The sequence below is a fragment of the Chromobacterium sphagni genome, assembly GCF_001855555.1.
Lineage (GTDB): Bacteria > Pseudomonadota > Gammaproteobacteria > Burkholderiales > Chromobacteriaceae > Chromobacterium > Chromobacterium sphagni.
The window spans coordinates 140515-150180 of the sequence record NZ_MKCT01000083.1; the positions used below are offsets into that span (position 1 = coordinate 140515).

Consider the following 9666-nt stretch of genomic DNA (forward strand, 5'->3'; position numbering starts at 1 on the left):
ATCGACTGGCATGCTTGGCTTGGATGTGACCGCATCGCATGCCATGGAAGGCTGGTTGTATCCGGCGGTGGCGATGGACCTGCACGCCCGCGCATCATGTGCGGGGCGGAGGGATTGCCGCGCGGCTTCATCGACGGGCAACCGCAGCCCGCGATGTCCGCGCGCAGAGGGAGGCTTCTATCCGCATTCGCCTATGCCGGCAAGTCCGCCGCGCAATGATTTGCATTGCAGCAGTCCTAATTGGCAGTACCTCTTGCGCGCCAATTGACATACCAATTAAATACCAATTTCACCTGCGCGCCTCGAGTCGGGCGCAGCGTTGAAGATTCCAGTCGGGCGGCGCGGGGCGCCGGTTCCGGCCTCATGGCGCGTTGAGATAACAAGGGAGCGGCTGATGGGCGTGAAGCGATTGTTGGGCATGGTGGTGCTGGCGGCGTGGTCGGCCGGCAGTTGGGCGGCGCCGGATGCCGGCCAACTGGGCCAGAGTCTGTTCATGCGGGTGGCGGTGGATAGCAACAAGGGAGCGGCGGCGGGCGCGCCGTGTTCCGATCTGGGCGCGGATTGGGCGTCCTGCCTGAAGGGCCGGCTGATCCTGGAGAACAAGGGCGGGCAGGCGGTGCCGGCTGGCGGCGGCTGGAGCTTGTACCTGCACAGCATCCGCCGCATCCTCAAGCTGGATACGCCGGACTTCGCCATCCGCCGCATCACCGGCGACCTGTACCAGATTACCCCGACCGCCAGTTTCCAGGGCCTGGCTCCAGGCCAAACGCTGGAGCTGCCGCTGATAGACGAATACTGGATCCTGCAGGAGAGCGACGTGCTGCCGCGTCCCTATGTGGTGGTGGATGGCCAAGCGCCGGCGGTGCTGCAGCACAACAGCAGCGACGACGCCAGTTATCTGCTGCCGTTGACGGGGGACAACTGGAAGAATCCGGCCGGTGAATTGCGGCCGCTGATGAATATGGCGCAGCGCTACCACAGCTTCAGCCAGCGCGGCGCGCAGCTTTCCGCCGCGCAAGTGGCCAACCGCGTGATTCCGGCGGTGCGGCGCCAGCAGCTGGGCGGCGGGGAGCTGCTGGTCCGCGGCCTCAGCCTGAACCTGTCCGGCGTCAGCCCGGCGCAGCGGGAGGCGCTGGAGCAGCGCGCGGCGCAACTTGGCCTGCGCGGCGACGGCATCGGCGTGTCCGGCGGCGTGGTCGGCGCCCGCTTGCCGGCCGATATCGCCGTGTCCGGCGGCTACCGTTTGTTGATCGGCCAGCATGGCGTGAAAGTGGAAGGCTTCGACGCCGCCGGCGTGTTCTACGGCGTGCAGACACTGCTGGGCCTGCTGCCGCAGGGCGGCGGCCAGGTGCGCTGGATGACGGCGGAAGACGCGCCGCGCTATGCCCACCGCGGCTTCATGGCCGATGTGGCGCGCAACTTCAAGCAACCGTCCACGGTACGCCGCCTGATAGACCAGATGGCGGCCTACAAGCTCAACAAGCTGCACCTGCACCTGTCCGACGACGAAGGCTGGCGGCTGCAGATTCCCGGCCTGCCGGAGCTGACCGACGTCGGCGCGCGGCGCTGCCACGACCTGACGGAAACCCAATGCCTGGTGCCGCAGCTGGGCTCCGGCCCGGCCAACCAGTCCGGCGGCGGCTATTTCACCCGCGCCGATTACATCTCGCTGGTGAGTTACGCCCAGGCGCGTTTCATCGAGGTGATTCCGGAGTTCGACATGCCGGCGCACGCCCGCGCCGCGGTGGTGGCTATGGAGGCGCGCTACCGCAAGCTGCTGGCGCAGGGCCAGCCGCAGGCGGCGGCCGAATACCGGCTGCTGGACCCACAGGACCAGTCCAACACGCTGTCGGTGCAGTTCTATGACCGCCATACCTATCTGAACCCCTGCGTGCCGGGCAGCCAGCGCTTTGTCGCCAAGCTGGTGTCCGAGGTGGCGTCGATGCACCGCGACGCCGGCCAGCCGCTGGCAACCTGGCACTTCGGCGGCGACGAGGCGAAGAACATCCTGCTGGGGCCCGGCTTCCAGGATGTCAGCGGCGGCGATCCCGGCAAGGGCAAGGTGAGGATGGCGGAGCAGGACCAGCCTTGGGGGCGCTCGTCGGCCTGCCAGGCGATGATCGCCAAAGGACAGCTGAAGAGCGTGGCCGACTTGCCGCTCAATTTCGCGCGCGAGGCCAGTCGCATCGTGGCCAATCAGGGCATCGCCACCATGGCGGCATGGCAGGACGGCGTCAGCGGGGCGGCCTCATCCGCCGACTTCGCCACCCGCAACACCATGGTCACCGAATGGGACACCTTGTACTGGGGCGCCGCTCAGGCGGTAAACGGTTACGCCGCCAAGGGCTTCAAGACGGTGCTGGCGTTGCCGGACTACCTTTACTTCGATTTCCCCTACGAGCTGAACCCGCGCGAGCACGGCTATTACTGGGCGTCGCGCGATACCGACAGTTACAAGGTGTTCAGCTTCGCGCCGGACAATCTGCCGCAAAACGCCGAAGTGATGCCGGACCGCCAGGGTCAGCCGTTCGCGGTGAGCAGCTCCGCCGCGCCGGCGCAGTACGCCGGCATCCAGGGCCAGGCTTGGACCGAGGTGATGCGCACCGACCAGGAGTTTGAAACCATGGTCTATCCGCGCCTGCTGGCGCTGGCCGAAAGAGCCTGGCACAAGGCCGGCTGGGAGCGGCCGTACACGGTGGGGGAAACCTACCAGCTGGGCGTCACCCACCTGGTGGACAAGGACGCGTTGAACCGCGACTGGCAGCAGTTCGCCGCGGTGCTGGGCTGGCGAGAGGCTCCCAAGCTGGAGCGGGCCGGCATAGCCTACCGCTTGCCGCTGCCGGCGGGGCTGTCCGGTCCGAACGGATTGGCGACCGCCACCGAATGGCCCGGCGCGCGGCTGGAGTACTCTTATGATGGCCGCAGCTGGCAGTTCTATTCGCCCGGCCAGCAGGTGCAGGCGCGCTACTGGCGCGGCGTCAGCCAGGATGGCAGGCGCGGCAGCCGGGTGGAGACGCTGGGCAACTGATTTCGGCTGGAAATGACAACAGCCCGCCGGCATGCCGGCGGGCTGTTGTCATGGGCAGGCGGCTGTCAGCTGCCGTGGCGGAACAGCGCCGGACTGTGCTGCAGCCGGGTGGCGCCGGCAGGAAGGCCGCCGCGGCCGCCGCTTGCCTCCTGCGCCTGCTGCGGGGCGGCGAAACAAGCCACCGCGCCTTCCACGCTCAAGGACACCCGCTGACCCGGCTGCGGACTGCGATGGCCGGGCACCCGCGCCGCCAGCAGGCTGCCGTCCGCCAGCATCAGCCGCACGCTGGCGTCGTGGCCGTAGTAGCTGACGTCGATCACCTCCGCCTGCGGAGCGCTGCCGCCTGCCGGCTGCAGGCATATCTGCTCCGGGCGCAGCAGCACGTTGACCGCCCCTTGCGGCATATCGTCGAGCAAGGGTAGGCGGCCAAGCAGGCACAGCGCTTCGCCGTTCCCGGCCTCGCCCGGCAGCAGGATGGCGTCGCCGACGAAATCGGCCAGCGCGGCGCTGGCCGGGCGCTGGTACAGCGTTTGCGGACTGGCCACCTGCAACAGCCGGCCCTGCCACAGCACCGCCACCTGGCTGCCCATGGTCAGCGCCTCGGCCTGATCGTGGGTGACCATCAGCGCGGTGGTGTTGCTGGCGTCCAGCGCCGCCGCCACCGCCTGGCGGGTTTCGCCGCGCAGCGCGGCGTCCAGCGCCGAAAACGGCTCGTCCAGCAGCACCAGCGCCGGCTTGGGCGCCAGCGCGCGCGCCAGCGCCACCCGTTGCTGCTGGCCGCCGGACAATTGTTGCGGCGCGCGTTCGGCGAAGCTCGCCGGCAGGCCCACCATTTCCAGCAGCTCGGCCACGCGGTGGCGTTGCCGCCGCTCGGCCCGCGGCAGGCCGAACACGATGTTGTCGGCGACCGACAGGTGCGGGAACAGCGCGCCCTCCTGCGGCACGTAGCCGATATGGCGATGCTCCGGCGGCAGATGGACATCGGGGCTGCTGACCAGGCGGCCGCCGATGTGGATGCTGCCGCCGTCGCAGCGTTCGAAGCCGCACAATAGTCGCAGCAGCGTGGTCTTGCCGCTGCCGGACGGCCCCAGCAGTGCCAGCAGCGAACCCTGCCCGACGTCCAGGGTGATGTTGTCCAGCACCCGCTGTTTGCCGAAGTGTTTGCCGAGTCCGGCGATTTTCAATTCTGACATGATGTTTTCCAGCGTAATGGCAAGCGCGCCGCTATTCGTGGTGGGCGCCGCCGCCCAGCACCGCGCCGCGTCCCAGCAGCGACATCAGCAGCCAGGTGGAGCACAGCGACAGGGCGATCAGGATGGCGGCGTAGGGCGCTGCGGCGGCGAAGGCCAGCGCGGCGGTGTCGGCCCAGACCTGGGTGGCCAGCGTTTCGGTGCCGATCGGCGAGAGCAGCAGGGTGGCGGTCAGTTCGGTGACGATGGAGATGAACACCAGGCTGGCCGCCGCGCCCAGGCCAGGGCCGGCAAGCGGCAGCACCACCCGCCACAGAGCCTGCCACCAGTTGAGGCCCAGCGAGCGCGCCAACTCCTCCAGCCGGCTTTCCGCCTGCAGCAGCGCGCTGCGCACGCTGACCAGCGCCAGCGGCAGAAACATGACGGCGTAGGCCAGCACCAGCATCAGCGCGCTCTGGTACAGCGGGCGCAGCCACTGGATGGCCAGGTTCACCAGCGCCAGCGCGATGACGATGCCGGGCACGCCCTGCGCCAGATACACCACCCGCTCCAGCAGGTGGGCCAGACGGCCGGGGTGGCGCGCCAGCAGATAGCCCAGCGGCAGCGCCAGCAGCGTGGTGAGTGCCGCGCCGGACAGGCCAAGCTCCAACGAGGACAAGGTGGCGGACAACAACAGCTGCGGCGACACCTCGGCCGGCGTCACCGCGTCCGCGCCCGGTTGCAGCGTCCAGTACAGGATGGTGGCGATTGGGGCCAGCAGGGTGGCGGCGGTTTGCAGCAGCAACCCTGCCAGCACCGGCCAGCGCTTCCAGCCCAGTTCGATCCGCTGAGCGGCGCGGCGCGCGCCGCGGTCCAGCCGCTGGTAGCGGGCGTCGCCGCGCACGCGCAGCTCGGCCAGCAGGCATACCACGCCCAGCAGCATCAGTACGCTGGCCAGCAGCGAGGCGCCGGCGCTGTCGAAGCTGGCGCGGTATTCGGCGTAGATTTCGGTGGTGAAAGTATGGAAGTGCAGCAGCATGAAGGCGCCGAACTCGGACAGCGACGACAGCGCCACCAGCAGCATGCCGCCCAGCAGCGCGGGCTTGAGTTGCGGCAGCGCCACCCGGCCGAAACAGGCCCACGGTCCCAGGCCCAGTGCGCGCGCGGTTTCCTCCAGCGCCGGATCCATATTGCGCAGCATCGCCGACACCGGCAGGTAGACCAGCGGGGTGTAGGCGGTGGTCAGCACCAGCCAGGCACCCCAGAAGCCTTGCAGGTCGGCGCTGATCGACACCCAGGCGAAGCTGGTGATGAAGGGCGGGATGGCCAACGGCACCACGCACAAGAGCGCCCACAGCTTGTGGCCGGGCAGGCGGGTGCGTTCGACGAACCAGGCCGAGGCGGTGCCGGCCAGCGCGCAGCTGAGGGTGCTGGCGACGACGATCAGCAGGGTGTTGCCGGCCAGCCGGGCGACGATGGGGCGCAACAGCAGGTCGGCGGCTTCCTGCCCGCCGTAGGTCAGCGCCTGCCACAGCGTGAAGGCCAGCGGCAGCAGCACCAGCGCCGCCACCGCGGCGGCGCCGGCCAGCAGGCCCCAAGGCCGCCGCCCGCCGGCGGCCAGGCGCAAGGTGGCGGCATCCATTTACAGCAATCCGGCCTGGCGCAGCAGCTTGGCCGACTGGCTGTCGTCGCCCAGCTTCTGCATGTCCAGCGGCGGCGGCGTCAGCTGGCTGAAGGGCTTCAGCTGCGGCGCCGGCGCCACGCTGGGCAGCAGCGGGTATTCAAAGGTGATGTTGCTCTTGGCGATCAGTTGCTGCGCGCGCGGGCTTACCAGGTAGGCCAGGAATTTCTGCGCCGCTTCCGGGTTGCGCGAGGTTTTCAGGATGCCGGCGCCGGATACGTTGACCAGCGCGCCGACGTCGGCGTTGGCGAAGTGGTACAGCTGGCTGTGCATGCCCTTGCTGCCCAGCTCCACCTGCAGGCGGGTCCAGTAGTAGTTGTTGATGACGCCCACCGCCACGCCGCCGCGGTTCACCGCCGCTACCACGCCCTCGTTGTCGTCGAAGGTCTGCGAGTTGTCGCGCAGGCCCTTCAGCCAGGCCAGGGTCGCCGCTTCGCCCTTCAGCGCGCGCACAGCGCTGACCAGCGGCAGGAAGTCGCCGTCGGACGGAGCGATCGCCAGCTTGCCCTTCCATTGCGGCTTGGCCAGGTCCAGTAGGCTGGCGGGCATCTGGCCGGCGGCGGCCAGCTTGGTGTTGAACACCAGCACGTTCTCGCGCGCCATCACGCCCACCCATTCGCCCTGCGGCGAGCTGTAGCGCGCCGGAATCGGCGACAGGGTGGCTGCCGGCAGCTTGGCCAGCATCTGCCGGTTTTCCAGCAGCATCAGTTCCGGCGAGTTGGAGGCGAAATAGACGTCGGCCGGCGAGGCCTTGCCTTCGGCCAGCAGCTGGGCCGACAGTTCCGGGCCTTCTCCGGAACGGATCTTGACGCCGACGCCGCTCATTTTTTCGAAGTCGTCGGTCAGCAGCTTGATGGTTTGCGGGTGCTGGGCGTTGTAAAGGATCAGGCTGGCGGCGCCGGCCAGCTGGCTGGCGGCCAGCACGGTGCCGGCCAGCAGGGCGGAAATCAGTGTGCGTTTCATCATTGCTCCCTATGTGGACGCCGCCTGGCGGCGCCCCGGTTGGATTTCTCAGTTGTTGAACAGGGCTTCGCCGATATAGCCGCCGGGGCGCGCGCCTGCCGGACAAGCGAAGACAGCACTGCCGACATGGGTGATGTACTGGTTCATCATGTCCATGCTCGCCAGCTTCTTGTTGATGCGGATGAAGCCGGTGCGGGGGTCGCGCTGGTAGGCGATGAAGAACAGGCCCGCGTCGTACTCGACGCCCTGGCGCCATGGCGGCCAGCGCTCGGCGTAGAAGTTGGCGCCGTCGTTGTAGGAGTAGGCGCGGCGCAGGATGCGGGCGCCGTCGTTCTCCTGCGGCGAGGCCACGCGCGAGTGGGCGGTGTCCGGTATCACCGGATTGCCTTCTTTGTCCACCGCGTCCAGCCTCATCGGCTCGAACTCGCGCTTCTGGCCCAGCGGCGCGCCGCTGTCCTTGTAGCGGCCCACCACTTCCTGCTGGAAGCCCAGTTCGGTCTTGTCCCAGTGCTCCAGCGCGATGCGGATGCGGCGCACCACCATATAGCTGCCGTTCTTCATCCAGCCGCCCTCGTCGCCGACCCAGACGAACTGGTTCATCAGCGCCGGGTCCTTGGTGGACGGGTTGTTGGTGCCGTCCTTGAAGCCCATCAGGTTGCGCGGAGTGCCGCCGCCGGGCGCGCCGCTGGCGAAGCCGGTCTGCACCCAGCGCACGCTGGCGATGCCGTCGGTGATGGCGGCCAGCTGGCGCACCGCGTGGAAAGCCACTTGCGGATCGTCGGCGCAGGCCTGGATCGACAGATCGCCGCCGCTCTTCTCTGGCACCAACTGGTCGCCGTTGAATTTGGGCAGGTCCACCAGCGCTTCCGGCCGGCGCGACGCCAGGCCGTAGCGGTCGACGCCGTCCTTGCTGAACAGGCCTGGGCCGAAGCCGAAGGTGAGGGTGAGGCGGGCGGTGGCAAGGCCCACCGCTTCGCCGGAGTCCAGCGGCGCCTTGTCGTTCTGGCCGCTCAGCGCGCGCGCGGGCAGGCCCTGGCTCATGCGCCGGGCGGCCTCGGTCCAGGTTTTCAGCAGCGCGATGACGTCCTCGCGCTTGCTGGTTTGCAGATCGAAGGCGGCGAAGTAGCTGTTCTGCTGCTGCGGCGTCAGGATGCCGCTCTGGTGCGGGCCGTCGAAGGGCTCGTGGTCGCTCGCCGCCGCTTTGGCGCGCTTGGCCTGAGCGGCCGCCAGCGCCTTGCCGCCGCCCAGCCAGCCGGCTAGCGCCAGCGCGCCCCCGCCTTTGAGGAAGCCGCGCCGCGATGGTTGTTTCGGCTTGTTGCGGTCTGTCATTTTGCCAATACCAGATTATTGTTGTCGTCGGTGACGAAGTAGAAGCCATCGCCTTCCGGCGTCATGGCGATGCCGAACAGGTCGCCGTTGCCGGGCGGGGTCTGCGCCTTGTTGGCGTCGATCCAGCGCGCCGCCAGTTGTTCGCCAGTGGCCGGGTCGATCTCCACTACCTTGCCGTTGGAGCCGTTGGTGACCAGCAGATGGCCTTGTGGCGTGGTGGTCATCGCCAGCGGGCGCAGCAGCAGGCCGTCGTGGGTCAGGGTGCGGCCGATGCCGGCGCTGGTGGTGCGGGTGGTAGCGTCCCAGATTTCGCTGATGCGGTTGTTCAACGCGTCGGATACGAAGAGCTTGTCGTCCTTGCCGTAGGCCAGGCCAGTGGGGCCGATCAGGAACACGCCCTTGTCGGCCTGCTCGCCGAAGCCGCTGGCCACCACGGTGCGGCTGACGATCTTGGGCGCCTGGCCGGCGGGGATGTCCAGCTCCAGCCGCAGCACGGTGGCCAGGCTCACCACCGGCGGCGTGCCCTTGGAGCTGCCGACGCCGAAGCCGGAGTTGCTGACAAACAGCGTGGCCTTGTCGCCCTTGTCTATCACCGCCATATTGCCCCATGGGTTGTTGATGTCGGCGCCGGCCCAAACGTCGACCAGCTTGCCGGACGAGTCCAGCACCATCAGGCAGCCGGCGCCCTTGGTGTCGGTGGTGCCGTCGTTGCTGGGCGTGCTGCCGACTATCACCCAGCCGCTCTTGAGCACCGTCATCGCGGTGGACAGGCCGACGCCGCCCGGACACTGCTGCAGCGTGCGCGGGAGCTGCGCGAACAGCGACATCTGCTTGCTGTCCGGATGGTAGTCGACGATGGTGCTGCCCAGGCCCTGCAGGTTGGCGGCGTTGTTGAAATTGTCCACCAGCACGTCGCCCGCTTTGAGCTTGCCGGCGCTGACCGGCGACACCGCGATGGCGTAGGGGTTCTGGTCGCCGTTGTCGGGCACGGTGTTGGTGAGGATGGTGTGGCGTCTGATGCCGGACAGGAAGTTGCCGTCGGCGTGAGCCGCGCCAGTCAGCGCCAGCATGGCGGCGATGGCCGCTGCGGCGAGGCCGCGATGCGAGAAGTTCCGCTTCATCTTTACACTCTCCATTATGGCCGGACGCTTCGGTCCGGCCAGTCGGTATTTTATGGTCAGAAGGTGATGGTGGTCTTCAGGCCCACTACCCAGTTATTGGGGATGCGCTGGGTGCTGGTGGGGTCGTTGGGCGATACCGCGCCGGCGCCGACATTGCGCACGTATTGCAGATCGGCCTGCCATTGCCACCAAGGGGTCAGCTGGTAGATGTAGGTGGCTTCGATCTGGGTTTCGTCGCTGCGCACCGGGTAGGCCAGATTGCCTATCGACACGCCGGCGTCGGCATCGGCGCCGGCGGCATGGTTGCCCACCTTGACGTAGCCGACCGCCAGGCCGACGGTGTCATTGTCGCGGCCGGCGAACGGCGCGGTCAGG

Annotated in this window: 7 protein-coding genes; 1 reads left to right on the plus strand and 6 read right to left on the minus strand. The window is 68.4% G+C overall.

The genetic code is table 11. The features are described from left to right. The first annotated feature begins 394 nt into the window (after positions 1-394). Entirely contained in the window at positions 395-3028 is a 2634-nt protein-coding gene (locus tag BI344_RS21695; protein WP_071114871.1) for a family 20 glycosylhydrolase, read from the plus strand. A gap of 65 nt (positions 3029-3093) precedes the next feature. Here the strand turns inward: BI344_RS21695 and BI344_RS21700 are convergent, their stop codons facing one another. The 6 genes from BI344_RS21700 to BI344_RS21725 all read right to left on the minus strand — a co-directional run. Further along, positions 3094-4221: an ABC transporter ATP-binding protein gene (locus tag BI344_RS21700; RefSeq protein ID WP_071114872.1), complete on the minus strand. Its 1128-nt coding sequence runs from the start codon at positions 4219-4221 to the stop codon at positions 3094-3096. A gap of 31 nt (positions 4222-4252) precedes the next feature. Next, positions 4253-5839: an ABC transporter permease gene (locus BI344_RS23490; RefSeq protein ID WP_095210856.1), complete on the minus strand. Its 1587-nt coding sequence runs from the start codon at positions 5837-5839 to the stop codon at positions 4253-4255. Beyond that, positions 5840-6841, minus strand: a complete 1002-nt coding sequence (locus tag BI344_RS23495) for an iron ABC transporter substrate-binding protein (protein ID WP_071114873.1) — start codon at positions 6839-6841, stop codon at positions 5840-5842. A 48-nt stretch (positions 6842-6889) separates the two neighbouring features. After that, positions 6890-8170, minus strand: coding sequence for an iron uptake transporter deferrochelatase/peroxidase subunit (efeB, locus tag BI344_RS21715; protein ID WP_071114874.1), 1281 nt, complete (start codon positions 8168-8170; stop codon positions 6890-6892). After that, positions 8167-9291 carry an NHL repeat-containing protein gene (locus tag BI344_RS21720; protein ID WP_071114875.1) on the minus strand — a complete coding sequence of 375 codons (1125 nt, stop codon included), beginning with the start codon at positions 9289-9291 and terminating at the stop codon, positions 8167-8169. Before BI344_RS21720 ends, efeB begins: the two co-directional genes overlap by 4 nt. 56 nt (positions 9292-9347) lie before the next feature. Then, positions 9348-9666: carbohydrate porin (locus tag BI344_RS21725; RefSeq protein ID WP_139167109.1), on the minus strand; the 319-nt coding region annotated here is incomplete at its 5' end.